Below are 25598 nucleotides of genomic sequence, written 5' to 3'. Positions count from 1 at the left end.
ATTTTATACTGAAATAACTGAACAAATAAAAGGCAGATCTGACAGAACAAATTTTCGTGTTGCATGGTAAACATGTTCAGCAATCCTTATTTTTGGTGCATGAAAGCTATTCTCGATATGGATTATTCATGCTGTCATGATTTGAACTGCTAAAAGCAAGCATGGTAATAGAGACCATGTACATCCTGGAACAGCAGGGTTATATGTTTATTCTTAGGTGCGAAAGTTGAGTTCATTAAAAAGAAAGATAGGGCGCTCCTTGCGTGAAGGAACCGCCCTATGGAGTCTAAAAAATATCTGTTTCATCCACTTTCAAGATTAATATTCACCCTGACATACCTGCTCCGCTGTTACAGAGCCGGCTTCAACAAAATTGCTTTCCGGATGAAATCCATTTTGTTCCAGTAATTCAGCAACAGTGCCATCCTCTTTTAACTCTTCTAATTTTTCGTTATAGGCATCACGAAGCTCTTCATTTTCCAGACTGAATGCAGCCGCTCCATAGCTTGGTACACCGTCTATATCAGGCTGTTCAAAGCTTTCGATGATCTCTAAGTCCTCCGTGTCCGCAGATTCAAATGCTTCGCGAACAGTCATTTCTGTACCAGTTGTTGCATCAGCGCGTCCTGCTTGAATAGCTGAAAAAGTTGCAGGAATATCAGAGGCAGTAATAATCTGATCGTCATCTACACCTTCTGATTTTAGAAATTCAATTTCTGTTGCGCCTTCCATAACAACTACTGTCACATCCGGGTTATCTGCAATATCTTCATAGCTTTCAATGGATAATGGATTGCCTGCTTCAACAACAAGTCCTTCTCCATATACCATTTCCGGCTCACCAAAAAGCGCGTTTTCACAACGATCTGAGTTGATAGCCATACCAGCGGTAACAACATCAAACTGCCCTGCTTGTACTCCTGGAATCAGTTCACCAAAATCGGATAATTTACCTTCGACATTGTCAACTCCGAGTTCAGCAAAAACTGCTGTAGCAATATCAACTGCTGCACCTTTTAATTCACCATCTTCTTCATAAGCGTAAGGTGATTCATTGGCGAAACCGACTTCAACCGTGCCGGAATCTTGGATACTTTCCAGACTATTATCTGATCCGCCGCAGGCTGCCAGCAGCGATAGAAATAGAGCCAGCCCAATAAGTGGTATTTTTTTCTTCAACTAAATGCTCCCCCTTAAAAGATTAATAAATAATAAAAAATGCTGATTAACAATGCCGCTATTCTAAAAAAAAGAATATTACATGAAATCAACATAGGATAACAAATATGTTACAGAGAAAGAAAAAGATTCTCAAACTGCATATTTCAGCAAAAATATGCTTTATTTGCTGTTTAATGGAATGATTGGAAAATATCTTGAAAATACCAATATATCCAGTAGTATAGTTGCTTATTCTCTAAATAACTCAGGAACAACATTTTTGTGGAAGAGTAGAAATAAATTGAAAAGGAATGTATAGTTTAATAGGATAGAAGTTAAGAAGATAATGATGGAGGTATATCATGGGATCCTATATTGCGGTAATTGTTGTTTCAGTCATCGTGGTAGCAATGGTTATTATTCTATCTATGGTCACTTTATCAAAAGGATATGGCTATAAGCATAAAATAGATCCGCTTCCTAATGAAGAGGAGAACAAGGATAATGACAATGATGATGAGAACGAGAAAAAAGAAAAAAATAAGATCGATTAGGAGATAACTATGAAAAAAATGGGGCTATTTATTGTATTAGGATGCGCAGCTGCCAGTGTTTTATTTGCTTTCTGCTCATTTCATCCGGCAAACCAGGAAATTTATGTAGCGATGGATGGAGACGATCAAAATGACGGTACACAGGAACAGCCATTTCGAACAATTGCTAAAGCCAGCTCGGAAGCAGAAGCAGGCACAACGGTATATATTCGTGAAGGAACATATGAGGAGCCGCTGATTGTTCAGTATAGCGGTACCAAGCAGGAGCCAATCACTTTTCAGGCATATGATGAGGAAGAAGTGATCCTTGATGGTGCAAACCTGGATTCTGCAGACGGAGACCAGGCGCTTGTTGTTCTGGAGGATAAGAATTATATAAATATAGAAGGACTAACGATAGAAAATGTAACGACAGATGTAATGGATGAAACAGTAATGGGCATTTTTATCACTGGTTCCAGCAGTCATATTACAGTAAGGGACAATAATGTTAAGGAGATAAAGACATGGCATGAAGAAGGAAACGGTCATGGAATTGCTGTATATGGAACAAGTTCCATGAAGGATATAAATATCGTACATAATATCGTTGAGGATTTAAAGCTGGGTACCAGTGAATCAATTGTATTAAATGGAGATATTGATGGATTTACAGTAGAAGAAAACATGGTGCGGCACAGTGATAATATCGGAATTGATCTGATAGGATACGAAGGTGTTGCCGATAATTCTGATGCTGATTATGTCCGGAACGGTATGGTGCAAAATAATACGGTTCACCATATATCCTCTTTTTCCAACCCGGCGTATGGCGGTGAGTACAGTGCAGCGGCTATTTACGTGGATGGCGGGAAAAATATACTTATCGAAAAAAATGAATTGTATGAGAACGATATTGGAATTGAAGCTACGTCAGAACATGCAGGAAAGTATGCTGAGGATATTCAAATTATAGACAATCTGGTTTCAAATAATTATTATACCGGTATATCTATTGGAGGGTATGACGAAGATAGGGGCGGTACCCGTGATACGTTGATTTCGGGTAATACTCTCTTTCGAAATGACACAAAAGAGTTAGACGGCGGACAGCTTCTATTTCAGTATAATGTGCATGATAATGAGATAAAAGAAAACAAATTTACTGCCAGTGCATCACGTATTTTTATTGCCAATTTCTTTCAGGAAAATCAGGATAATCTTTTGACTGAAAATACCTATTATAAAGAACAGGGACTAGAGGGAATCTGGATTTGGAAGGATGAGTGGTATACTTCTTTTTCTGCATTTATTGAGGCTTCCGGCAGTGATGAAACTTCACAATATATTTATGAGGATGAAGAAGAATAGAGCAGGGAAATTTCAAAAAGAATTACTGTTTTTAATGGATATAATTGAGATTCAGTAAAGGGCGTTGTTATGTTAAAAAATGTTTTTTCAAAAAGTAAGCTATTAGCAGCATGTATTACTTCTTTCAATATGGGATTTGTATTTATTATGATAACTGAATCTGCAAGCGGGGAATCTAATACAGCATTTTTTGCAGTTGCTTCGGAAGTTTTATTATTTTCTTTTTTGTTTTCCCTCTGGTATATAGCCCCGATTGTCTTTCTTGCGGGGGTTCCAGCCTCTGCGGGAATTGATAAAATAACATCAGGGGTGATGAATACACAAGCCGGGAATACTTTGAGAGCTGTCCTGCATGCCTTAGCGGGAATAGTAATTGCTTTATTGGCATATTTCGCTTTAAGTGGAGGTTTCCCTGATTTTAATAACAGAGAAGTGATAATGAATTTTATATTCCTGTCTATTTATCCGAGCGTCTTTTTTTGGCTGATAGACACGTTGGCAAACAAAAAGAATATGGAAGTATAAAAGATAAAAGCTGTTGGACGAAGGAAATGTTAACCTATTGTGTTTAAGATATGAAAAGTAAGATCATCAAATGATGGTCTTTTTTCTTTCGGCGTAATTTTAGAGTACTTCGGCGTGATAGAGATTGAACAAGTATAATGATTAAAGCTCGAATTCCAAACGATTTTTTAGAAATATTACAATCCGGCTAACATTTTCTTATAATCTTAAAGAGAAGTTTTAACCCGGTTAAAAAGGGAAAAGCCCTATAAGAAAAGGGAGGTTTCCAATAATGGTACGAAATAAATACTTTGTAACAGTTGATACGGAAGAAATCAGTGAAGTTTCGCTGCCTGATAACGGTATTGAGTATGAGATATATGCAACACCAGAAGAGGTAAAAGAAATCGAAGTCCTGTTTGCGAAAAAAGAAAAAAATGCAAAAGACGCAGTTAAATTCGTGGGAAAGCCATTTGATGAACGGCCTGTTGATGCAAAACGGGATACCTATGAGAAGTATCTGATTGCCATTTATCGTAAATTGTACGAGCTGGGGACTGATGAAACAAGGAAAGGAATAAAGGAACTTCATTTGTTTTAAAAGACAATGTTCAAAAATCTGAGTATATTTGTTCTATAAAGGGAAATTTGACAAACAGATAATCGGGTTGTTATAATCTCCCCATTAAATAGGAAAAGGATGAGGACGATGGTTCGTCGTTTGAAGCGGTTTAAGAATGTTGCTACGGCATCAAGCTTCTAAGTAAAAAATGATTTATCAAACTTAGAAGCGAGGGAAAAGAATGAAACAACATCAATTTAACCACTGGTCTGAAATTAAGTATTTAAAGGATATTGTTAGCAACCCAATGATTGAAGTAGGGGAATACTCCTATTATTCCGGTTATTACGATAATTATGATTTTGAAGATGGATGCGTCAGGTATTTATGGGGAGATGAAAAATCAAGGAAGTTATTTAACCCTATCGAAGACTATGGCTGGGCTATAGATAAGTTAATTATAGGGAATTACGTGTGCATTGCAAGTGGTGTAATTATTTTGATGGGTGGAAACCACAATCATCATCCTGAATGGACTACCGTGTATCCGTTTATGGATCAGATTGAAGAATCTTATCAGCCAAAAGGGGATACCATCATCGAAAGTGATGCCTGGATTGGTATGAATGCAATGATTATGCCTGGTGTGAGGATAGGTGAAGGTGCAATTGTTGCAGCAGGATCAGTCGTTACAAAAGATGTGGCGCCATACACGATAGTAGGCGGAAACCCTATGAAAGAGATAAAGAAACGATTCACAGATGAAGAAATCAAGAAATTAAAAGAAATGCGCTGGTATAATTGGGAACGTGAGAAAATTGAACAAGCCAGTCATATTTTGTCCAGCTCTTCTATTGACCAATTATATGACTTTTATCAAAGAGAAATAAAATCATAACGGTTTAATGATAAATTAGATGATTGAAGAAAATTTATAATCGGGCGTGATTGTTTCATAAGCGTCTCTATTCCTTCATCTATATTGATAGCAAGAACTGAACAAGTGAGACCATCAAACGATGGTCTTATTTTCTTATTTTTAATTTTTTGGAACCTCAAATCGAAATGTAAGTTGTTAAACTGCGAATAGTCATTAAAGTTAAATAAAATTGGTTTTTAATTTCTCTCGTATTAGGTCCATTGGCAACACTAATTTTGTTATTTGTTGAAAAGGAAATTTAATAGCACACAGTAATCGATATAAGTTTAAAAAATGAAATTATCAAGTAATATCCTTTTTTCTGTTATTAGTTTCAGAAATTTGCAATTAAACTGTTAGATATTATGTTATTATCTGAGTAAAAGAACTGGACTGACAGGGTAAAATTGTTGAACAATGAATATATAAATTGATGGGAGAGAGGATTAGTAAGATGGCTGTTACACTTAAAGAAATTTTAGAATCAGAAAAATCTAAATTAAGAAATCTTTACTCTTTGTATCTTCATGACCTATCGAAATTCACTTCAATGATTGACATTGGGGCAGAGGCTTCCTTTGAATACGAAAGCTTGGATAAACTCTGGGAAGTAGACGGACTTTCACCGTATTTTATAAAATTGGATGATAATATCATAGGTTTTATATTGCTATTGGAGCGTCCGTTTTTGAAAAAGGAGAACGATTTTGGAGTAAATGACATTTTTATATTAAATAAATACAAAGGTAAAGGTATGGGTAAGCAAGCCATTGAAAAATTATTTCAAGAGAAGAGCGGAAAATATTTTGTCATTGAGCTTGTTGAAAACAAACCGGCGATTTCATTTTGGAAAAAGCTTTACACGAAACTAAATATTCAATATGAAGAGAGACATGAAATAGTTGATGATGAACAGTGTCTCATTCAAGTGTTTAAAATATAACTTATTAAAAAATGTTGCTTGCTTTTAAATAAAAGAAAAACAGGGCTTTCAATTCCATGGAAGCTCTGTTTTTCTCACTAATAGCAATATTAAACTTTAACAGAAGAGCCTTGTTAAAAAAATATATGTTACAGCTGCCATCTTACTTCTCTTCATCTGGAGGGCGATATCCCTGCTGCAGTTCAGAAATACTCAAACCAAATGTCATCTGCAAATGCGGATAATCTGTAAAGCCGTTAAAATCTCCGCCCCATTCAAACCCTAAATCTTTTGCGATTTCTGCAACTTCAAACCAGTCCGGTTCTCCATTGTTGTTCCCGTCATAGTGAATATCCCAGATAATTTCTCCGTCATTATTCCGAATCGCATAATCTACAGCCAGCCCATAATTATGATAGCTTTCACCGGCTCTGGCATGAGTAACAATATCTTCTTCATTTTCTCTGCCTCTTGCATAGAGTGTTTCCTGTTCTTCCTCTGTACGCAGGCCATCTGTAATAACAACCTCTATATCTATATCATCAGCACGATCAATTAACGTATCGACAGCTTCCTGGACAGCGGGATGAAGCTCTGATATTGTTTCTTCTCCATCCACTCTTTCATAAGAAGAATTTGTCTGCTGGTAAAGCCAGAACAGCAAACCTATAAAAAGAATAATAGCAATCCAGGAAAGCGTAAAATGCTTTATAGCTTTCATTCGTTATTTCTGACTCCTTTAAAAAAATATCTCTCTAGCAATAATCATAACATGAATAAGATCCTATTGATGAGTTGAACAACTAGATAAATATGGTTGTTTTACAAATTGATTTCTTCCGCGTTCTGGACATATAATAAGAGAAGCTTGACAGAAATGGAGGGAAAATAATGTATTACCTCATTAGCTGTTTAATAGGTTATATTTTTGGCTGTATTCATGGATCGCAAATCGTCGGGAAAATTAAGAAGAGGGATATTAAGAGTGAAGGTGTCAAAAATGCCGGAGCATCTAATACAACGATTCTGTTAGGCTGGAAATATGGTATTGTTGTTGCCCTGATTGATATTTTTAAGGCTACACTTGCTATCCTGCTCGTCTTATTTATTTTAGGAGAAGCTGGAATCCCGGCCGGAGAGGTTTCTTTATATATTTATTTGACTGCTTTATTTGTTATTATTGGGCATAATTATCCTATAACCATGAATTTCAGCGGCGGGAAAGGTACAGCATCTTTGGTCGGTGCATTAATTGCCATTGACTGGCGGGTTGCTTTAATCGGGATTGCTATTTTATTGTTCTTTACTTTTGCAACGGACTATCTCGTTATCGGCGTCCTGTTTATGTATGTATCCTTTCTTATTACCACCTACTATTTCTTTGGAAATGGGCCTGCGCTGGTGGTGATATTTTTAACACTTCTGTGTATATACAAGCATATGGAGAATTATCGCCGGATTATATTAAAGGAAGAGACAAGGTTATCCAGTATGTTTAAAAAGAGTGCCTAGAGGGCGGAATGTTTGAACTTCTATTAAAGGGAACATTGAAAAAGAAAGTTTTTTATTAAGGAGTGTGCAAGAATTGGATATTTTATTATGGATAATTATTATCCTGTTATTTATTGCAAGTTTTCTGGGAATTATCTTTCCGATGATCCCATCTGTGATCGCTATTTGGGGAGGATTTTTAATCTATTACTTCTTTATAAATAATGACTCCCTGACCTGGTGGTTCTGGACAGGCATGATAGTTATCACCATTATTCTGTTTGTTGCGGATATCATCGCCAACAGCTACTTTGTGAAAAAGTTTGGAGGCAGTAAAGCAGGAGAAAGAGGCGCTGCAGTAGCTGTTATTATCGGCTCCTTTATTACACCGCCATTTGGGATTATTTATGTACCATTTTTAACAGTGCTCGCTATCGAAATGATGCAGCGGAGAACAGTAAAAGAAGCATTCAGGGCTTCCATCGGTTCTTTTTTAGGATTTTTAGGAGGTTCCGTTGCAAAAGTAGTTCTGCAGCTGATTATGATTGTCTGGTTCTTTATCGCTGTCTGGTTATAATCAGGCAGTAAATGCCTTATTTACAATTTCTTAACTTAAAAATAGACTGCTTCTTGACTTTCATCAGTGAGAACTATATATTAAAAGCATAGTTGAAATATTGACGGAGAATAGTACGTTGTTACTGTCTAATACAGAGAGAAAAAGAGTGCTGAGACTTTTTCGCAGACATACAAGGGAACCTGCCTCCCGAGTTCGCCATATAAGGGGATACAGCTCTGAAATTGGCGCGGTTTTAGGCCGTTATCAAATGAAGTGTATATATTTGCCGGGCATGTCTGTGAAATAATAGACAGCAGCTTATATATAAACAAGGGTGGTACCACCTGTTTAACCTCGGTCCCTTTCATAAGGATGGAGGATTTTTTGCGTTTATATGGAATTTCAAATAATAGAAGAGTTAAATAAGAAAGAGGTGCTTACAATTGGGTAAGAAAAATAAACAATTTGTAGAAAAAATTACAGCGATGGAGGACGATTTCGCACAGTGGTATACAGACGTTGTTAAGCAGGCAGAGCTTGTTGACTATGGCCAGGTGCGCGGAACAATGATTATCAAGCCTTATGGCTATGCAATCTGGGAAAATATTAAAGATGAATTAGATCGTATGTTTAAGGAAACTGGTCATACGAACGTTGCTTTTCCGCTGTTTATTCCTGAAAGTCTGCTGCAAAAGGAAAAAGACCACGTAGAGGGATTTGCTCCTGAGGTTGCCTGGGTAACACACGGCGGAGATGAGGAATTAACAGAACGTATCGCGGTGCGTCCAACTTCCGAAGTACTTTTCTGCGACTATTACTCAAATAATATTCACTCTTACCGCGATTTGCCAAAGCTTTATAATCAATGGTCCAATGTGGTCCGCTGGGAAAAAACAACACGTCCGTTCCTGCGTTCTTCTGAATTCCATTGGCAGGAAGGGCATACAGCACATGCAACAAATGAAGAAGCAACAGAAGAAACAAATCGCATGCTTGGGATTTATGCCAAGCTGGTTGAAGAGTATTTAGCAATTCCTGTTTTAAAAGGGAAGAAAACAGATAAAGAAAAATTTGCAGGGGCTGAATTTACCTTAACGATTGAAGCATTGATGCATGATGGAAAAGCATTACAGTCTGCTACATCGCATCATTTTGGTACCGGCTTTGCTGAAGCATTTGATATTACCTACCTGGATGAAAATGGAGAAAGCCAGTTTGTTCATCAAACTTCATGGGGCTTATCTACCCGGATTATGGGTGCTTTAATCATGGTGCACGGTGATAACCGCGGATTAGTAGTTCCTCCAAAAGTTGCACCGACACAGGCAATGATTGTTCCAATCGCTCAGCATAAAGAAGGAGTATTGGACAAAGCATATGCTTTACGTGACAGATTAGCAAAGGTAGCACGTGTAGATATTGACGGCAGTGATAAAATGCCGGGCTGGAAATTTAATGAATATGAAATGAAAGGTATCCCGGTCCGCGTTGAAATGGGGCCAAAGGATATTGAAAAAGAGCAGGTCGTTCTTGTCCGCCGTGATACCGGCGAGAAAGAATTCGTTGCTTTGACTGATGTGGAAGAGCGTCTTGCTGCATTACTGGATGAAGTGCAGACAAATCTGTATAATCGCGCATTAGAGCATCGTGAAGAGATGACACATACAGCTAAAAATATGGATGAATTTAAAACGGAAATTGAAAAAGGCGGATTTGTCAAAGCAATGTGGTGTGGAGATGTAGCTTGTGAAGAAAAGATTAAAGAAGAAACAACAGCAACCTCCCGCTGTATTCCATTTGAACCGGAAAGCGTATCTGATACATGTGTATGCTGCGGAAAGCCGGCAAAAGAATTAGTTTACTGGGCAAGAGCGTATTAATAACTAAAAAGGAAGCAGACTGGGTTTTACAGCTCAGTCTGTTTTTATGTACTAAAATAATATAGTGGCCGCAGTGGATTTACCTGGTTTATGGGGTCACAGATCATTGTATTTAAAGGCGACTCCCATTTTAAAGGTTTCTTTAGTAGAAATGATGAAGTTCAGAAGTGTCTTCCTCTTTCCAGTAATAGAAACATTCAAACAGAGTGGAGATTAACTATTCCAGGTAATTATCTGAAAATATAATTTTTATTTTATCTATTGCATAAGCATGCATAATCATGTTATAAATATACATATTAATTAATAATTATACATTGAATGAGGGAATAAACATGAAGAATAATTTAAAAAATGAACTAGATAAAGTAATTAACGATTTAACCAATTTGAGTGATACTATTTTTGATAACCCAGAGCTTGGAGACCAAGAATATGAATCTATGAAGCTTTTAACAGATTATTTAACGACACATCAATTTAAAGTAGAAAAAGGGATTGTTGGCCGTGATACAGCTTTTAAAGCAACCTATTCAAGCGGGAAGCCTGGTCCTCAAATTGCATATTTAGCTGAATATGATGCACTTCCAGGTGTAGGACACGGCTGCGGACATAATTTAATCGGAACGATGAGTGTCGGTGCTGGGGTTATATTAAGTAAAGTTATTGATGAAATAGGCGGCACTGTCTATGTATTCGGTACTCCGGCAGAGGAAACAAACGGAGCTAAAGTACCGATGAGTGAACAGGGAGTGTTTGACGGTATTGATGCTGCAATGATCTTACATCCAAGTGATACATCTCAGGTAAGCGGTGAATCGCTGGCTATGGATGCAATCCAATTTGAGTATCATGGAAAAACAGCACATGCAGCAGCAGCTCCGGAAAAAGGAATTAATGCCTTAGATGGTGTCCTCCAATTGTTTAGCGGTATTAATGCGTTGAGACAGCATGTGAAATCAGATGTCCGTATTCACGGAGTTATTCCTGATGGAGGACAAGCTGCGAACGTGGTTCCTGATAAAGCAGTTGCACAGTTCTATGTCCGGGCAAATAATCGTCCTTACCTTAATGAAGTAGTGGAAAAGGTAAAGCATATTGCTGAAGGAGCGGCTTTAATGACTGGAGCAACATTAAATATATCCAACTATGAATTAAGCTATGACGATATGACAACGAATCAGGTTTTATCTGATTTGTTTACTGCAAATTTAAAAGAGACAAGCCGGCTGCCTGTTTTTGGAGCAAAAGAATCCTACGGCTCGATTGATATGGGGAATGTCAGCCAGGTAGTTCCTGCGATTCATCCGTATATTGGCTTAAACAAAGAAGGCTTAATCGCTCATACGAAAGAATTTGCTGATCAGACCATTACAGAGGATGGACATCTGGCATTATATGAAGGAGCTCTTTCTTTAGCGAAAACTGGCTATGATTTATTGACAAATGAAGAAGCGGTTCAGGCAATGAAGGAAGAATTTAATAAAAATAAAGAAGAGGTAAACGTCTAATGAAAAAGAAGCTCATTTTACTTTTCAGCACATTACTATTTACAGCTTTTTTAACTGCCTGTGGATCAGATGATAATGAATCAGAATCATCTGGTCGGGGTAAAGATGTATTAAAAATGGGAACTTCAGCTGATTTCCCTCCATATGAATCGCGAAATCCTCAAGGAGAGTTTGAAGGATTTGATATTGAATTAGGAAAGCTTATCGCAGAAGAACTGGATATGGAATTAGAAATTGAAGATATGAAATTTGAAGGTCTGATTGGTTCCTTGCAGGCAGATCGTGTGGACATGGTTATATCAGGAATGAATGCCAGCGAAGACCGTAAAAAGAATGTAGACTTCTCTAATGTTTATAATGATACTGGACAAATGTTTGTTACGAAAGATAAAGCAATGGAATCTTTAGATGAGCTTGAAGGAAAAACGATTGGTGTACAGCTGGGCTCTATTCAGGAAGATGGTGCAGATGCTTTAGCGGAGGAGTATAACATCGAAGTGAAAAAGGTAGATGATGCCGGTATTTTAGCTCAGGAATTGAATGCGAATCGTATCGATGCTGTCTATCTGTCTAAAGAAGTTGCTCTGGGATATATGGATTCTCAAGGATTCTTTGGCTTTGATGACCCCAACTCTTCAGCTGAAGGTATGGCAATCGCCTTTCCTAAAGACAGTGATTTAGTGGATGATGTTAATGCCGTTTTAGAAAAATTAGAAGAAGACGGCACTTTAAAGAGCTTGAAAGAAGAATGGATACCAGGATCTGTTGAATAAAAAATAGCATAAAGAAACGAGGTGATAGGGCATGAATTTGGATTTTTCCCAAATCGTGCCTTATATTCCTTTTATACTAGAGGGAATAGGTGCAACATTAAAGTTTGTTATTGTATCCATTTTGGCAGGATTTATATTGGGTACTATTTTGGCAATTTTTAAAATAACCAGTTTTTGGCCGTTGAAGGCAATTGCAGATGTGTACACATCTATTTTTCGCGGTACACCGCTTATTTTGCAATTAATGATTATATACTTAGCAATCCCCCAGTTAACTGGCTATGATATATCGGCATTTTTATCCGCTGTGTTAGCATTCGGTTTGAACTCAGCTGCGTATGTTTCTGAAATTATCCGTGCCGGTATTATGGCAGTGGACAAAGGGCAGACCGAAGCAGCAAAAGCGTTGGGCGTTCCTTATCGCTCCATGATGTTAAATATTATTTTACCGCAGGCTTTTAAAAACATTCTTCCAGCACTCATGAATGAATTTATTACCTTAACAAAAGAATCGGCACTAGTTTCTACCATTGGCTATCTGGATTTAATGCGCCGTGCACAGATTGCCGGAGCCGATTTGTATAGAAACTTCGAACCGCTCTTTTTTGCAGGAGTAATTTATTGGGTTATGGTTACCATACTGACCTTGGCTGGACGGTATGTTGAACGGAGGATGAGACAGAGTGATTAAAGCAGATAATATAACAAAAGTATTTGGTAAAAATGAAGTGTTGAAGGGTATCAGTACAACAGTTGGAAAAGGGGAGGTTGTTACAATTATCGGGCCTTCCGGATCTGGAAAATCAACCTTTCTTCGCTGTCTTAATCTATTGGAGGAACCAACCTCTGGACAAATTTATATAAATGATGAAGAAATTACATCTCCGCGGGTTAACAAAATGGAAATACGGAAGAACATTGGAATGGTATTTCAGCATTTTCATCTTTTTCCGCATATGACTGCTTTGGAAAATGTAATGTATGCACCGCAAAAAGTAAAAGGCTTGTCAAAAAAAGAGGCGGAACAAATTGGTAAAAATCTGCTGGCAAGGGTAGGGATGACCGATAAAGAAAAGGCGTATCCTAACCGCTTGTCTGGTGGACAGAAGCAGCGTGTTGCCATTGCCAGAGCACTTGCAATGGAACCGGAAATTATGCTTTTTGATGAACCGACTTCTGCACTGGATCCGGAAATGGTCAAAGAGGTACTCGACGTTATGAAGGGTTTGACAGAGACGGGTATGACGATGGTTATTGTTACGCATGAAATGAACTTTGCAAAGGAAGTTGCGGATAAGGTGCTCTTTTTAGATGATGGTGTACTGCTGGAAGAAACGGAGCCAAATACATTCTTCACCAATCCAAGCACCGAACGTGCCCAAAACTTTTTAGAAAAAGTACTCTAAATATAAAAGCGCAGAAGATAGAATGGACATGGTTTAAGCTGGATCATGTTTCCCTATCCTCTGCGCTTTTATCGCCTATTCATTTAGAAGTGCTTCTATGTCTTTCTCTATTATATCCGGATTCTTTTGCGGACCAAACCGTTTCAAGACTTCTCCATCCTGGTTAATCAGGAACTTCGTAAAATTCCACTTAATTTGCTCACCTAATATGCCCTTTTGTTCGCTGGTTAAAAAAGCAAAAAGGGGGTGGACATTTTTTCCTTTTACATTCACTTTAGAAAACATTTGAAAGGAAACCCCATAGTTCTGTTTACAAAACTGGTTTATCTCTTCATCCGCTCCTGGGTCCTGATGGCCAAACTGGTTGCAAGGAAAGCCGAGCACTTCAAAGCCCTGGTCTTTATATTGGTCATACAGTTTCTGAAGGCCGTCAAATTGAGGAGTAAAGCCGCATTTACTTGCTGTGTTTACAATGAGCAGCACCTTCCCCTTGTAATCTGATAGCGGCTGCTCTTCACCTTCAATTGTTTTTGCTGTAAAATCATATATACTTGTCATATTACTCCTCCTCAAGAAAATGATAAAATGTAGGTGCACTTGAAAAATTCTATTTAATCTATTTGTATTATAGCAAGAAAGGACGTTTATCTGTGACAGAAATGATAAAATATATCTCATTAAATGAGGAAGATAAAAATACTTACTTACGCTACCTCACTACTACTGATTTACCCCAAATTTTAGAGCTGCAAACGGCAGTTTATGAAGCTCTGGAGGATAAAGACAGACTCGAGCCTTTGGACAGGGATGAGTTCCTTACCATATTAGAGGGAGATCCGCTGACGGTTGGCGTTTTTCATCAGGAGAAGCTGATTGCATTTCGTGCTTTTCTAAACCCGGCTGCAGATGAAGAGGGACTGGGAAGAGATATAGGCCTGACAGAAGAAGATTATGCACAAATTATCTATTCGGAGATTTCCAATGTGCACCCTGATTTTCGCGGAAATCATTTGCAGACAAGAATGGGGAAATGTATTATGGAGCAGTTGGATACAGCTGCATACCGCTATATTTTAGCTACAGTGGCTCCGGGAAATATTCCGAGTATGAAGGATAAATTTGCACTGGGAATGCGGATTTATAAAGTGAAGGAAAAGTATGGCGGGAAGCTGCGTTATATTTATTGTAATGATTTACGAAAAAGCAATGTCAGGGTTAAAGACCAAAGAGAAATTGATATGAAGGATATTGATGGCCAAACAAAACTTATCGGAGCCGGTTATATTGGTACAGGAATGAAGAAAGCTGGTAATGAATGGACGGTTATCTATCAGAAATAAAATATAAAACAGGCTGGAGATTCAAGTCTCCAGCCTGTTTTCGTATATATATATTTAAACAGTTGTTGTTTCCGGAAGTGTTTCGCCAATTGCCGCTAAACGCTCTCTAACTTCTTCTGCAGATAAATTATGCTCTTTTACATAAAGGTTACGCGGGCTGATGCGGCATTCATGTGTGCAACCTCGTAAATATTTATGTTCATTCTCTTCAGAAGCGAGAATTTGATTATTACATTCGGGGTTTGCACAGTTTATATAACGTTCACATGGCTCTCCGTCAAAATAATCTTTTCCGACAATAACATGCTCTTTGCGGTTAACAGGAACGCTGATACGCTCATCAAATACATAAAGCTGACCATCCCATAATTCGCCCTGAACGTCAGGGTCTTTTCCATAGGTAACAATACCGCCATGTAATTGGCCTACGTCCTCAAAGCCTTCATCCTTGAGCCAGCCGCTGAATTTCTCACAGCGAATGCCTCCTGTGCAATAAGTTACAATTTTTTTATCTTCAAGCATTTCTTTATTTTCCTGTACCCAATCCGGCAATTCACGAAATGTCTGGATATCTGGACGGACTGCTCCGCGGAAATGGCCTAAATCATATTCATAATCATTACGGGCATCCAATACGACAGTATTTTCATCCTGTAATGCTTCATAGAATTCTTTTGGCTCTAAGTAATTTCCAGTTGTTTCTAATGGATTAATATCATCCTCTAAACGAAGCGTAACTAATTCACTTCTTGGGCGTACATGCATTTTTTTGAAAGCATGTTTATCATGAGCGTCCACCTTGAATACCATATCTTCAAAGCGGGGATCAGCATGCATATGTTCCATATAGGCAGTTGTCTGCTCAATAGTACCTGAAACTGTTCCGTTAATACCTTCCTCAGCTACCAGAATACGTCCCTTCAACCCAAGCTCTTTACAGTACTTTAGATGTGCCGCAGCAAATGCTTCCGGATCATCAATGTGTACATAATTGTAATAAAGTAAAACCTGATAATCTTGTTCTGTTTCCATTTGGTTTACCACCTGTTCATTTTGTATTTGCAAGATACAAATGAGTCTGGTTTTGTTTATTCATTTTTCGTCTTGCAATTTTTTATTTTAGCATGTTTTTCTGCTTGATTCCAGTCTATAACAACGAAATATGTCCACCATTATTTAGAAGCCCTTGGACTTGAGCATAATCAATCCGGCCCTGCTTTCCATAAAATGAAGTATCTATGATGGAAGGAGGACAAAACAATGAGTGAATCATCTAAAAAAGTAAATATGCCGGATAAACTGGTTGAGGTAATGGTAGACAGTGTATTTCGTAAAAATGGTATAAAACCGGAAGAGGTCAAAAATAACCTTTCCGAAAAGCAGCGCGAAATGCTGAAGGAAATGGTTACAGATCTAAAACAGCAAGTGGAGGAGTTTCAGCAAAAAAGAAACGAATCTAAAACGGAAGAATAGAGATTTTGAAAATGTGGAGAAAATCAACTATTTCTTCACATTTTTATGTGGCAGCAAAAATTCCATGATGCTATTTTCCTGTTTTTATTAGATTAGAGATGAAAATAAATTTTCTCTTTATAAGGTTCCTTTTATTGCATATTCCCTAAAATTTGGACTAGGTGATTTTGTTATTTTCCGTGTTCTTTGTGCGGGTGTACAGGAAGTATAGTTATCAATACCATAAATTATTTTAGTACTTTTAGAAAGGAGTGTTAATTGATGTCTGTCTACAGAAGTAAAACAGAAGGAACAAATCGTTTCCATGAAGATTTGTATGGAGACGATTATGCGTGTCAACCTAAAGAAACAGACTGCGATACAAATAATTACCAATCTGCACCAGCTTATTTTGAAAATTCCTTTAGCCCGAATTTTGGTGAGGCAAGTGTTGTTCAAGATGGAGACGAATATTCGTATATGGAACAGGAGTCTGCAGAGGTTATCTGGGTAAAAGAGTCATGCAATATCACAGTGAACTCAACAGACACTCAGATCAGTGCATCTTTGCAAGCAGCTTTACAATTAGCTATTTCCATTGTTATTCGTTTATCTATTGCTGATTCTGCAGATGAAGAAGCAGTCGAACAAGAACTAATGCAAACAATCAGTTCCAGTCAAGTCAATAAACAAAAAATATTTATTTATAATACAAAAGATGCAACGGTTACAACAACGGACACTGATATTTCGGTAAATATTCAACTGCTTTTACAAATACTCATTGCTCTGGTAATCATGATTGATATTCTGTAATCCCAATACGGTATAGAAAGGAGTGTAAAATAAAATGATGCACAAAAAAGAGTGGAGAGCCTTAGACTACTGTGATGACGACCGTAATAATCAAGCAGATGTAGAGCAGGACGGAGAACAAAAGAACTTAACAATACAGTCCTCAGAGGAATGGATTATTATTAAAGACTCCGAGGGAGTTACTGTAACAACGACTGATACACAAGCAGCTATCAGCTTACAGGTAGGTATTGAAGTGGCTATTGCTCTAGTCCTCAGTATTTCATTAGGTGATTCTGATAAGGCAAAGGCTGTTTTCCAGGATTTAGAACAAGTGATGAAAACGAAACAAAGCAACCGTCAAAAAACTATTGTTGAAAAATCGAAAAATGTTAATATAACAACAACAGATGTTGATATTGCAATTAATATTCAGCTATTAATTCAATTGCTGCTGGCAATTGTAGTAAGCCTGGATATTTTGTAAGAACTTTTTGCAGCAAAATAATAAAAGTATATCTTTTTACCCGAACTCCCTTTATATATTATATAAGGGGAGTTTCATCTTGTGCAGTGTAACAGGCTGAAAGATTTCCACTGAATAAGTTTCCTTTTATATTATAATTTTGTATTTTTGTATTTTTATCCCTTTTAAACAGGTAAATAATAGCTGGTTACTATTTATGGTAATTATAAAAAATTATGGATTTTATAGAAGCGGCAGTTGCAGTTTTATGAAAACGCTTCTTCCGTTGAAAAACGTCGAATTTTGTTTAATAATACTCACCGATATTCACTTGCATTTTTTTATGAAAGGGGTTAAAATAATACTTGCAAAAGGTAATTGGAGTTACAAGAATACTTTACGATCTCTTTTTCAAGACGGTGTAAAAGTATTTAGGTTTCAATGACTTTGCATATCTTGTATAAGGAGGTCATGATAATGACTGGTAAAGTAAAATGGTTTAATGCAGAAAAAGGTTTTGGTTTCATCGAGCGTGAAGATGGAGATGACGTATTTGTACATTTCTCTGCAATTCAAGCTGAAGGATTCAAAACTCTTGAAGAAGGTCAAGATGTTGAATTCGAAATCGTTGAAGGCAACCGTGGCCCACAAGCTGCAAATGTAGTTCGTATCTAATTCGAATATGAGTAATATAAAAAGCTAGGGCAGCCTGGTTAGAAAACCCCGAATGTCTTGATAGACATTCGGGGTTTTCTAATTAGCTTTTCCCTCTACTCGATTATATAAAATGAACCTGCTTACAATGTCAGCTCTGCTTCATGTGCAAGCAATTTAATTAACGCTTGTGTTCCGCTGTCAGCTTCACCCATGTCAGCTAATTCTTTATAAAGCTTCAATGATAATTCCAGCCCGGGCGCCGGCATCCCCATAGTATGGGCAGATTCTAAGGCAATTTCCATATCCTTAATAAAATGCTTCACATAAAATCCGGGCTCATAATCCCGTTCAAGCATTCTTTTACCCAGATTGGACAGAGAAAAGCTGGCAGCAGCCCCAGTAGAAATGGTTGCTAGTACTTCTTCTGCATTTAATCCTGCTTTCTTTGCATATATAATTGATTCACAAACCCCGATCATATTGGTTGCGATTGCAATTTGATTTGCCATTTTCGTATGCTGTCCAGCTCCGGCAGGTCCGAGTAAATGAATTCTTTCACCCAAAACCCGAAATATTGGAGCAATTTCATCAAAAGCTTTTTTATCTCCTCCGGCCATGATTGCCAATGTACCATTTTTTGCCCCGATATCTCCACCGGAGACAGGAGCATCTAAAGCTGCCAGGCCTTCTTTTTTTGCTGCTTCATAAATTTCAATCGCCAGGCCGGGCTTGGAGGTTGTCATATCAATAACGTAAGTATTTTTTTTCGCATTTTTTAAAATGCCATTATCCCCAAAATAGACTTTTTCTACATCAGCAGGATATCCAACCATCGTAATAATTACATCACTTGCTTTTGCTAAGCTGGCCGGATCATCATACCAGTTTGCACCCATTTCCAGCAGTTCTTCTGCTTTTGATTTTGTCCTCGTGTAAACATTCAGGCTATAGCCGGCGTCCATTAAATTTTTTACCATGCTTTTCCCCATAACACCTAAACCAATAAAGCCAATTGTTGCAGTTGATGCATTTATCATTATATCCATCTCCTTTGTATAGATGCTTTACTTTGAGTTTGTCACGAAAATTTGCGAAACGCAACTATTTTCAGTTAATAGGATTTTAGTATCTTTTATAAAATTATTCTTATTTAACTTGGCAACGATTGCCTTGCATTGAATCATGCAGGATACATAAAGTATAAAATGATTTCACAATAAAACAGCAGTTGCTTATGAATGTATAAAGGGGGAGGAGAACAATGAAGATCAATATAAACCAGCTGAAGAAACGTATTCTTGCAAGGCAGGAGGAATTAATTGAAAAAATAAATCAAGAGACAGAGGCAATATATGAATTCAGTCAGGAAGTATCAGGTGAATTATCTAATTACGATAATCATCCTGCTGATACTGGTACAGAGCTCTTTGACAAAGAGAGGGACAGCGCTTTACGAAGGCTTGCGGAATCAGAACTGGAAGAGATAAACAATTCTCTTCATGCAATGGAAGAAGGAACGTATGGCATCTGTAAGGTGTGTGGAGGAAATATTGATCCCGAACGCTTAGAAGCATTGCCGACAGCTGATTGCTGTGTGGAGCATGCAGAGAAACCAGCTTATCATGGAGATACACCACCTAAAGAAGTATTTAAAGGCAGGGATGATGGTGGAGAAAATAGCTGGGAAGACGTCAGGCAGTATGGAACATCCAGTTCATCTATAGAGTATGCGGGGAATTTCAATGACTTTGGAGATGAAGAAGAAAAAGAAATTGACCCGGAGGACTTTCTGGCGGCAGACATAGAAGGGAAGTATACAGGTGTGATGCCTAATCATGAGGCATATGAACAGAGAATTGACGATGAAGAATAAGCCGAAAAGTGCTGGTAAACCAGCTGGATTAGATGGCGTACAAAAAAACTGCTTCCTCAACTTATATGTAGAGGAGCAGTTTTTGTTCACAAATAAAAAAATAAATGGCTGCTTTCACTAATAAAGGCAATTTAGAAAAAAGGGAAGGAACCCATCATACTTTCAAATATAGTAACAAAAAACGTCTTCAGGAACAAATAGTAACCTGAGATAAGTTGTATTAAGTAAACAACCATAAACGCGTATACCTTATCAATTTCTCTTGGGAGGGACTCCATTAATACATAAGTCGGTATAATTAAAATTGGTGCAAGGATAGCCAAAAACATGACATAAATCATGAAATCCAGCCCAATGCCTGCTAACAAATACACTGCAAGAAAAAGCACTGTATAAGGAAGAAGATAGCCGCCGGTTTTTGCAGTTGTACTAAAGAAATTGTCCTGGCTGCCCATAAGCTTTCCTGTGCCGAAAATTACTGCGACAGATATAACAAAGAATAGCAAGAATTTAAGAAAAGGCACTAAAAAAGATTCCACAAATGGTGGTGATGAGGAGGATATTTCATTAAGTGTAATGTACAATACGATAGTATATAAAAGTGCTGTTAATACAATTGTTATTGCTCCGGAAACCCAGCTTTGTTCTGTAAGGCTTCTTGCTTTCCCAGGGGACTTCAGCTGATTAAGGAAGAACTGGCCAAAGCCGCCTGAGGCATTTTTAACTGCTTTTCCCAAGTCATTCATTGTGTAAGGCGTTGTTTCTGGCTGCTGCTGTTGGGCAGTTTGACCAGCTGTTTCTGCAGTTGGCGCTGTCTGTTCTTTACCGGCTTGCTCATTTACAGATTCATTGGGCTGTTCTGTATAAACAGGTTCATTCGCTGGTTTAACAGCTTCTACAGGCTCGGCAGCTTGATTAGATGTACTTTCCCGCTGTAAAGGCTGCCCGCATTTCGTACAAAACTTTCCTTCCTCCGTTTCTTGATTACATGATGGACAAATCAAAAAATCACTTCCTTTCAAAATAATTCGACAAGATATGATAAATCCTGCTTTAATTGTTAATTATATAGGAATTTTAGGAGGAAAGGTAGGGTTTATTGGATTGATTTTCTTATTAAAAGACTTTTTTACACAATTGCCAATTCAACGTATCCTATGCGGAAAAGTCAATATTATTCTGGAAAAAGAATGATAAATAACAAAAGCGGCACGCAGAGCTTTGATTTGCTCCTGCATGCCGCTTTTAACATTTCAATAAATATCTGTTGCGCTTCTTATTTTTGATTAAGATTCATTGGTTTGAAGCTCATCCATTTTTAACGTAATAGAATGTACTTCACCGTCACGTATGAATTCGATTTCTACATGCTCTCCAGCCTGACCTTGAGCATAAAGCTCTTTTCGGAGATCGATTATAGATGTGACAGGATTTCCATTGATTTTAGTAATGACGTCAAATTGTTGCAGATTAGCATTATCTGCAGGAGAATCTGGCTGTACATTAGCAATGACCATACCGCCTTCCACATCGTCAGGTAGCTGAATTTTCTGCTGATATTCTGCCGGTACTTGACTTAATGGTGCAGTAGAAATACCAATTAATGGACGAGAAACCTCACCGTCTGTTTCCAGTTTTTCGATGATTGGGAGAGCTTCGTCAATTGGAATCGCAAAACCAATTCCTTCTACTTGACTTTGGGAGATTTTCATAGAGTTAATGCCGATAACATCACCGTTTGAATTAACTAATGCTCCACCACTGTTACCCGGGTTAATTGCTGCATCTGTCTGCAGAACCTCAGTTACCCAGTCAGCCGCACCGTCTCCATTTGTATCTACTTCTACAGAACGATTTAATCCACTGATAATACCTTTTGTTACACTGTTATTAAAGTCCATTCCGAGAGGGTTTCCAATAGCAAGTACTGTTTCTCCAACTTGCGTATCTTCACTGGATCCTAAATTAGCTACTGTGTCGACATATTCACCATCAATTTCAAGTACTGCTAAGTCTGTTAAAGCATCTGTTCCAAGTACAGTTGCATCTACTTGATGTTCTTCATCCAGAGCAACTTGGACTTGCTCAGCACCTTCTACAACGTGGTTATTTGTGATGACATAAGCTTTTCCGTCTTCTTTTTTATAAATGATTCCTGATCCGGTTCCAGCTTCCTGGCTGTCTTCCCACAGGTTTTGCTGCTGCATATTAATGACACCTACAACGGCTTTGGATACCTCAGAGACATCAGCGGACACATCTGCATCATCAGAAGCCAAAGTAGGAATGACGGACTCGGATGACTCACTGGATGTTGCGCTTTGTTCTCCAGCCGGGTTCGCCGTATCACCGGAAGCTGACAACAATTGATTTCCCAGAAGCATGATAACGAGTACGGCAGAAACAATACCTCCAAGTGCTCCGCTAAAAAAACCGCGGACCCAGCCTTTAGACTTTTTTGGTCTTTCCGGTTTCGTTTCTGATGAAGCAGTGTATGTTGTTTGCTGTTCATTTGTTGAATCTTGCTCTGATCTATTTTCTTCAATTGTCGATGCTTCATCATCTTGATGAGTGTCTTTATTTTCCATCTCACCCGGAACATGTTCATTTTTTTCATTTTGATAATCGTTATTACTCATTGAAAAGCACCTCCAAGTTATTTGATTTATCTTTATTATAGTGCGTATCGTGGGAAATCTTTTGGTATAATTGTGTAAAAACTGTGTAATCTTGAACTTGATTTGTCATTGGAAGTATATTCATGTAAAAATAGATAGTGTAAAATGAAATTTTATGAAATATATGCTTTTTTCCAAACTATAATTATATCCAGTATGCAAGCCTTATTTGCAGGAAAAGAACTTCCAGTTTATATTGTATTTGAAGAGGTGAAGAACATATGTCATATCATATCGGTTTGATAGAAGATGATAAAAACATACAAGATATTGTCGTTGCTTATTTAAAAAAAGAAGGATACCAGGTAACCGTATTAGATAATGCTGAAGATGGCTGGACACTATGGGAAAACAATCCTCCTGATATGTGGGTATTAGATATTATGCTCCCGGGAATGGACGGTTATGAATTTTGCAAAAAGATCAGGAATGAAAGTGACGTTCCAATCATAATTATTTCAGCCAAAGATGAGGAAATTGATAAAATTCTGGGATTAGAGCTTGGCGGCGATGATTATCTGACAAAGCCGTTCAGCCCAAGGGAATTAATTGCCCGTATGAAAAGGCTGTTCAAAAGGGTTCAGCCAAAGTCTATTATGGATAAGGAAGCCGATGATCGTGTCAAGGTGGATCAGCTCCTGGTTTATAAGAATGAGCGCAGAGTATTTTTTGAAGGGATAGAATATGAAACAACGGCAAAAGAATATGATATGCTGCTTCTTTTGGCAGAGAACCCCAACCGTGCTTTTTCCCGTGAGGAATTGCTGGTAAAGGTATGGGGGGATGATTATTTTGGCAGCGACCGGGCTGTGGATGATCTAATGAAACGAATTCGTAAAAAGATGGAGAATATTCCTCTAGAAACAGTATGGGGATTCGGCTATCGTCTGAGAAAAGATGAGGAAGCATAGCAATGAAATTACAATCACAATTAAATGCTGCTTTTACAGCATTGCTCCTTGTAATCATGACAGCTGCAGGGTTAGTTATTTATTCGCTCGTTTTAGATGTATTAATTCAAGATGAGCAGCGCCAGCTTGCAGAGACGGGAGAATTATTGATTAATTTTCTTTCAGAATACGATGATGCAAGTGAGTACCGGAATATCAATGACTTTTTACAGGATCAGGATTTACAGTTGTTCTTGTATGACCGGAATTTAGATACGGTCTTATTCTCAACCATGTCAATTTCTGTAGTAAATGAATTTTTCGATGAAAATAACTTTGAAGATAATGAAGAAACACTGTGGCAGCATGGAAATGATCGTTTCGTAACGCAAAGAATTATATTTTCGCCAGAGCAATCAGGGCTGGAATTAATCTTATTAACACCAATCAATGATTTAAGAGCTGTACAGCAGAACTTTTTCTTCCGGCTGGCGTGGGTATTTTTAATTGGTGCACTAGCTGCAGTTATTTTAAGCTATTTTATGACGAATAAACTGGTTACGCCATTGTCCCTGCTTAAAAAAGAGCTGAAAAAGGTGGAAAATCGGCAATTTGATCAAATGAAAAGGATCCGGGCAAGCGGTGAGATAAAAGAAGTAGAGCAAAGTGTCTACGATATGGCGCAGACACTGGAGCAATATATGAAATCGCAGCAGACCTTCTTCCAAAATGCGAGTCATGAGCTGAAAACACCCCTTATGACGATTCAGGGCTATGCAGAGGGAATTCGTGACGGTATTTTTGATGAGGAGGACGCGGAAAAAGGCTTAGACGTTATGGTAACAGAGGTCAGCAGGCTGAAGAAAATTATCAATGAGATGATTCTGCTTGCTAAATTAGATTCCCAGCCTGATGTGTACGAGGAAACAGAGATTGACGTGCAGGCTTTCGTTGATGGGATTTCGAGTAAAGCATTGCCGATCGTCAATGAAAATAAGCTGAAGCTTCAACAGAAGGTGGACGGTTCCATTACGGTTTATGCAGATGAAGAAAAACTGTTGCGAGCTGTTTCGAATGTGGTATTTAATGCTATTAGATATGCTCGTGAGGAGGTGTCTATCCATGCGTATAAGAAAAAGAATTACATCTTTTTTGATATTGAGGATGATGGAAAAGGAGTTTCCGAAGAAGATATGGATAAGATCTTCCATCGATTTATTAAAGGAAAGGGCGGAGAAACTGGACTGGGGCTTGCTATTGCCCGGGCAATTATTGAACAGTCAAATGGAAAAATATATGCTGGCAAGTCAAAAAAATTGGGCGGAGCAAAATTTACTATGTGCCTTCCTGTACCTAATAAGCCTAAAGCGAATAAAAAATTAAAGTCATAAAGAACCGAAAAGACTTCTTTCTATGCCTAACCGGGCGGAAAGAAGTCTTTTCTATTTAAATTATTCAATAGGGAAAAGTTCAAGAGTTTGCTTGTTCTTTTTGCCATTTCCTAAAATTATAAAGAATCTCAATAGCAAAAAGAACAATGAAAAAGGTTATAACCATTGTGCGATACATTGTTGGGAAATTTGATAGAAAAAAGATAATGAGCAGTCCAATAACTATAACAGGAATTGACAAAAAATTTCTTTTCAGTCTGCGTCGATAGCTTAACCGATAATAGTTAAATACAAATCCATGGTCTTTTTTTTCTGAGTTTTTACTGGAAAGAAACATAATAAAAGAGACAACTACAGCAGTAGCTCCGGGGATCAGTATATCCTTCCACATAGAAAGCCCCCTTTATTATTTGAATTATAACATAGGTAATGCTGTCATAATAATTAATATGATACCGGCACAT

Annotated in this window: 30 protein-coding genes and 1 other annotated feature; of the genes, 22 read left to right on the top strand and 8 right to left on the bottom strand. The window is 37.8% G+C overall.

The genetic code is table 11. The features are described from left to right. Nucleotides 1-318: 318 nt before the first annotated feature. Complete coding sequence (ehuB, locus tag IEX29_RS20170; protein WP_188736611.1) at nt 319-1179, bottom strand: ectoine/hydroxyectoine ABC transporter substrate-binding protein EhuB; 861 nt, start codon at nt 1177-1179, stop codon at nt 319-321. Nucleotides 1180-1523: 344 nt separating this feature from the next. On the opposite strand from ehuB, the gene ytzI reads away from it, so the two are divergent. From ytzI to IEX29_RS20140, 6 genes are all read left to right on the top strand, one after another. After that, nucleotides 1524-1715, top strand: a complete 192-nt coding sequence (gene ytzI / locus IEX29_RS20165) for a YtzI protein (protein ID WP_188736609.1) — start codon at nt 1524-1526, stop codon at nt 1713-1715. 9 nt (nt 1716-1724) lie between these two features. Further along, nucleotides 1725-3065 carry a right-handed parallel beta-helix repeat-containing protein gene (locus IEX29_RS20160; RefSeq protein WP_188736607.1) on the top strand — a complete coding sequence of 447 codons (1341 nt, stop codon included), beginning with the start codon at nt 1725-1727 and terminating at the stop codon, nt 3063-3065. A gap of 69 nt (nt 3066-3134) precedes the next feature. Beyond that, complete coding sequence (locus tag IEX29_RS20155; protein WP_188736605.1) at nt 3135-3590, top strand: hypothetical protein; 456 nt, start codon at nt 3135-3137, stop codon at nt 3588-3590. A gap of 271 nt (nt 3591-3861) precedes the next feature. Next, on the top strand, nt 3862-4170 hold the full coding sequence (locus IEX29_RS20150; RefSeq protein WP_188736603.1) for a hypothetical protein: 309 nt from the start codon (nt 3862-3864) through the stop codon (nt 4168-4170). 202 nt (nt 4171-4372) lie between these two features. Further along, nucleotides 4373-5029, top strand: coding sequence for a CatB-related O-acetyltransferase (locus IEX29_RS20145; protein WP_188736600.1), 657 nt, complete (start codon nt 4373-4375; stop codon nt 5027-5029). A gap of 475 nt (nt 5030-5504) precedes the next feature. Next, a complete protein-coding gene (locus tag IEX29_RS20140) occupies nt 5505-5993 on the top strand; it encodes a GNAT family N-acetyltransferase (protein ID WP_188736598.1) in 489 nt (162 codons plus the stop codon). Between the two features lie 142 nt (nt 5994-6135). On the opposite strand, the gene IEX29_RS20135 is transcribed toward IEX29_RS20140, so the two are convergent. Beyond that, the gene (locus IEX29_RS20135) at nt 6136-6693 is read right to left on the bottom strand and encodes a M15 family metallopeptidase (RefSeq protein ID WP_188736596.1); all 558 of its coding nucleotides are present in this window, start codon (nt 6691-6693) and stop codon (nt 6136-6138) included. Nucleotides 6694-6863: 170 nt separating this feature from the next. Here IEX29_RS20135 and IEX29_RS20130 point away from each other — a divergent pair, with 170 nt between their 5' ends. From IEX29_RS20130 to IEX29_RS20095, 8 genes are all read left to right on the top strand, one after another. After that, complete coding sequence (locus tag IEX29_RS20130; protein WP_188736594.1) at nt 6864-7484, top strand: glycerol-3-phosphate acyltransferase; 621 nt, start codon at nt 6864-6866, stop codon at nt 7482-7484. A gap of 73 nt (nt 7485-7557) precedes the next feature. Further along, nucleotides 7558-8040, top strand: a complete 483-nt coding sequence (locus IEX29_RS20125) for a DUF456 domain-containing protein (protein ID WP_229720313.1) — start codon at nt 7558-7560, stop codon at nt 8038-8040. A 91-nt stretch (nt 8041-8131) separates the two neighbouring features. Next, nucleotides 8132-8388 (top strand) — a binding site (T-box leader). Between the two features lie 77 nt (nt 8389-8465). Further along, nucleotides 8466-9902 (top strand): proline--tRNA ligase, encoded by a 1437-nt coding sequence (proS, locus tag IEX29_RS20120; protein WP_188736592.1) that lies wholly within the window; start codon nt 8466-8468, stop codon nt 9900-9902. A 90-nt stretch (nt 9903-9992) separates the two neighbouring features. Then, nucleotides 9993-10148: a DUF3916 domain-containing protein gene (locus tag IEX29_RS20115; RefSeq protein ID WP_229720312.1), complete on the top strand. Its 156-nt coding sequence runs from the start codon at nt 9993-9995 to the stop codon at nt 10146-10148. An 89-nt stretch (nt 10149-10237) separates the two neighbouring features. Further along, a complete protein-coding gene (locus tag IEX29_RS20110; RefSeq protein ID WP_188736590.1) occupies nt 10238-11413 on the top strand; it encodes a M20 family metallopeptidase in 1176 nt (391 codons plus the stop codon). Beyond that, complete coding sequence (locus IEX29_RS20105) at nt 11413-12186, top strand: transporter substrate-binding domain-containing protein (RefSeq protein WP_188736589.1); 774 nt, start codon at nt 11413-11415, stop codon at nt 12184-12186. The genes IEX29_RS20110 and IEX29_RS20105 overlap by 1 nt, the downstream gene beginning before the upstream one ends. A gap of 31 nt (nt 12187-12217) precedes the next feature. Then, nucleotides 12218-12877 carry an amino acid ABC transporter permease gene (locus IEX29_RS20100; RefSeq protein WP_188736586.1) on the top strand — a complete coding sequence of 220 codons (660 nt, stop codon included), beginning with the start codon at nt 12218-12220 and terminating at the stop codon, nt 12875-12877. Further along, nucleotides 12870-13592: an amino acid ABC transporter ATP-binding protein gene (locus IEX29_RS20095; RefSeq protein WP_188736584.1), complete on the top strand. Its 723-nt coding sequence runs from the start codon at nt 12870-12872 to the stop codon at nt 13590-13592. The genes IEX29_RS20100 and IEX29_RS20095 overlap by 8 nt, the downstream gene beginning before the upstream one ends. Nucleotides 13593-13667: 75 nt before the next feature. On the opposite strand, the gene IEX29_RS20090 is transcribed toward IEX29_RS20095, so the two are convergent. Next, nucleotides 13668-14150 (bottom strand): glutathione peroxidase, encoded by a 483-nt coding sequence (locus tag IEX29_RS20090; protein WP_188736581.1) that lies wholly within the window; start codon nt 14148-14150, stop codon nt 13668-13670. A gap of 101 nt (nt 14151-14251) precedes the next feature. Here IEX29_RS20090 and IEX29_RS20085 point away from each other — a divergent pair, with 101 nt between their 5' ends. Then, nucleotides 14252-14932, top strand: a complete 681-nt coding sequence (locus IEX29_RS20085; protein WP_188736787.1) for a GNAT family N-acetyltransferase — start codon at nt 14252-14254, stop codon at nt 14930-14932. A gap of 54 nt (nt 14933-14986) precedes the next feature. On the opposite strand, the gene trhO is transcribed toward IEX29_RS20085, so the two are convergent. Continuing rightward, a complete protein-coding gene (gene trhO, locus IEX29_RS20080) occupies nt 14987-15964 on the bottom strand; it encodes an oxygen-dependent tRNA uridine(34) hydroxylase TrhO (RefSeq protein ID WP_188736580.1) in 978 nt (325 codons plus the stop codon). A gap of 228 nt (nt 15965-16192) precedes the next feature. Between trhO and IEX29_RS20075 the strand changes: the two genes are divergently transcribed. The 4 genes from IEX29_RS20075 (at nt 16193) to IEX29_RS20060 (ending at nt 18320) form a co-directional block, all read left to right on the top strand. Next, nucleotides 16193-16405, top strand: a complete 213-nt coding sequence (locus tag IEX29_RS20075) for a spore coat protein (protein WP_188736578.1) — start codon at nt 16193-16195, stop codon at nt 16403-16405. 261 nt (nt 16406-16666) lie between these two features. After that, the gene (locus tag IEX29_RS20070) at nt 16667-17200 is read left to right on the top strand and encodes a spore coat protein (protein WP_077604416.1); all 534 of its coding nucleotides are present in this window, start codon (nt 16667-16669) and stop codon (nt 17198-17200) included. Nucleotides 17201-17234: 34 nt separating this feature from the next. Beyond that, nucleotides 17235-17666: a spore coat protein gene (locus tag IEX29_RS20065; RefSeq protein ID WP_188736576.1), complete on the top strand. Its 432-nt coding sequence runs from the start codon at nt 17235-17237 to the stop codon at nt 17664-17666. Nucleotides 17667-18119: 453 nt separating this feature from the next. After that, nucleotides 18120-18320 (top strand): cold shock domain-containing protein, encoded by a 201-nt coding sequence (locus IEX29_RS20060; protein WP_204799054.1) that lies wholly within the window; start codon nt 18120-18122, stop codon nt 18318-18320. A gap of 122 nt (nt 18321-18442) precedes the next feature. On the opposite strand, the gene IEX29_RS20055 is transcribed toward IEX29_RS20060, so the two are convergent. Further along, on the bottom strand, nt 18443-19339 hold the full coding sequence (locus IEX29_RS20055; RefSeq protein ID WP_188736574.1) for an NAD(P)-dependent oxidoreductase: 897 nt from the start codon (nt 19337-19339) through the stop codon (nt 18443-18445). Nucleotides 19340-19563: 224 nt separating this feature from the next. Here IEX29_RS20055 and IEX29_RS20050 point away from each other — a divergent pair, with 224 nt between their 5' ends. After that, entirely contained in the window at nt 19564-20175 is a 612-nt protein-coding gene (locus IEX29_RS20050) for a TraR/DksA C4-type zinc finger protein (RefSeq protein WP_188736571.1), read from the top strand. Nucleotides 20176-20306: 131 nt separating this feature from the next. Here the strand turns inward: IEX29_RS20050 and IEX29_RS20045 are convergent, their stop codons facing one another. Then, nucleotides 20307-21179, bottom strand: coding sequence for a DUF6574 domain-containing protein (locus IEX29_RS20045; protein WP_188736570.1), 873 nt, complete (start codon nt 21177-21179; stop codon nt 20307-20309). A 282-nt stretch (nt 21180-21461) separates the two neighbouring features. Then, a complete protein-coding gene (locus IEX29_RS20040; protein WP_188736568.1) occupies nt 21462-22814 on the bottom strand; it encodes a S1C family serine protease in 1353 nt (450 codons plus the stop codon). A 260-nt stretch (nt 22815-23074) separates the two neighbouring features. On the opposite strand from IEX29_RS20040, the gene IEX29_RS20035 reads away from it, so the two are divergent. Beyond that, entirely contained in the window at nt 23075-23764 is a 690-nt protein-coding gene (locus tag IEX29_RS20035; RefSeq protein WP_077604409.1) for a response regulator transcription factor, read from the top strand. Between the two features lie 2 nt (nt 23765-23766). Further along, nucleotides 23767-25134, top strand: a complete 1368-nt coding sequence (locus tag IEX29_RS20030; protein ID WP_188736566.1) for a sensor histidine kinase — start codon at nt 23767-23769, stop codon at nt 25132-25134. A 79-nt stretch (nt 25135-25213) separates the two neighbouring features. On the opposite strand, the gene IEX29_RS20025 is transcribed toward IEX29_RS20030, so the two are convergent. Continuing rightward, entirely contained in the window at nt 25214-25525 is a 312-nt protein-coding gene (locus IEX29_RS20025) for a hypothetical protein (RefSeq protein ID WP_188736564.1), read from the bottom strand. Nucleotides 25526-25598: the final 73 nt, after the last annotated feature.

The sequence above is a fragment of the Oceanobacillus neutriphilus genome (genome assembly GCF_014645515.1).
In the GTDB taxonomy this organism is placed as follows: domain Bacteria; phylum Bacillota; class Bacilli; order Bacillales; family Amphibacillaceae; genus Oceanobacillus; species Oceanobacillus neutriphilus.
This window is presented reverse-complemented; position numbering and strand designations above follow the sequence as displayed.